This is a genomic window from Rhodococcus sp. IEGM 1366, from assembly GCF_033142425.1.
GTDB classification, from domain to species: Bacteria; Actinomycetota; Actinomycetes; order Mycobacteriales; family Mycobacteriaceae; genus Rhodococcus_F; species Rhodococcus_F globerula.
This window is the reverse complement of sequence record NZ_JAWLRZ010000030.1, coordinates 1-1,464: the sequence shown is the minus strand read 5'-3', so window position 1 is coordinate 1,464 and position 1,464 is coordinate 1. Positions and strand designations below refer to the sequence as shown.

The following is a 1,464-nucleotide window of genomic DNA, read 5'->3' as shown; positions in this document are numbered from 1 at the left end:
GGTGAATGATGGGGAATCGAATTCAAGGTATCTGTGTGTTGTTTCAGATACCGCACAGTGGACGCGTAGCTTCTTTGTGGTAAGTCCTCGGCCTATTAGTACCAGTCACCTGCATACATTACTGTACTTCCAGTTCTGGCCTATCAACCCGGTGGTCTGCCGGGGGCCTTACCCCCTCGAGGGGGTGAGAAACCTCATCTTGGAACAGGCTTCCCGCTTAGATGCTTTCAGCGGTTATCCCTTCCGAACGTAGCTAACCAGCGGTGCTCCTGGCGGAACAACTGGCACACCAGAGGTTCGTCCGTCCCGGTCCTCTCGTACTAGGGACAGCCTTCCTCAAGTTTCTTACGCGCGCGGCGGATAGAGACCGAACTGTCTCACGACGTTCTAAACCCAGCTCGCGTGCCGCTTTAATGGGCGAACAGCCCAACCCTTGGGACCTACTCCAGCCCCAGGATGCGACGAGCCGACATCGAGGTGCCAAACCATCCCGTCGATATGGACTCTTGGGGAAGATCAGCCTGTTATCCCCGGGGTACCTTTTATCCGTTGAGCGACACCGCTTCCACTTGCCGGTGCCGGATCACTAGTCCCGACTTTCGTCCCTGCTCGACCTGTCAGTCTCACAGTCAAGCTCCCTTGTGCACTTGCACTCGACACCTGATTGCCAACCAGGCTGAGGGAACCTTTGGGCGCCTCCGTTACATTTTGGGAGGCAACCGCCCCAGTTAAACTACCCACCAGGCACTGTCCCTGAACCAGATCATGGTCCGAGGTTAGAGGTCCAATTCGATCAGAGTGGTATTTCAACAACGACTCCACGATAACTGGCGTCACCGTTTCACAGTCTCCCACCTATCCTACACAAACCGAACCGAACACCAATACCAAGCTGTAGTGAAGGTCCCGGGGTCTTTTCGTCCTGCCGCGCGTAACGAGCATCTTTACTCGTAATGCAATTTCGCCGAGTCTACGGTTGAGACAGCTGAGAAGTCGTTACGCCATTCGTGCAGGTCGGAACTTACCCGACAAGGAATTTCGCTACCTTAGGATGGTTATAGTTACCACCGCCGTTTACTGGGGCTTAAATTCTCAGCTTCGCTCCGAAGAACTAACCGGTCCTCTTAACCTTCCAGCACCGGGCAGGCGTCAGTCCGTATACATCGTCTTACGACTTCGCACGGACCTGTGTTTTTAGTAAACAGTCGCTTCTCACTGGTCTCTGCGGCCCCACCCAGCTCAGACAGTAAATGTCGTCACCAGACAGGGCCCCCCTTCTCCCGAAGTTACGGGGGCATTTTGCCGAGTTCCTTAACCATAGTTATCTCGATCGCCTTAGTATTCTCTACCTGACCACCTGTGTCGGTTTGGGGTACGGGCCGTGTGAAAGCTCGCTAGAGGCTTTTCTCGGCAGCATAGGATCACTGAATTCGCCTCAATCGGCTACGCATCACGTCTCAGGCT

General features: G+C 54.5%; 1 rRNA gene. It reads right to left on the bottom strand.

Features of this window, described 5'->3' with window-relative positions:
* Positions 1-75: 75 nt before the first annotated feature.
* Positions 76-1,464, bottom strand: a 23S ribosomal RNA gene (locus R4P64_RS33895); the annotation flags it as partial.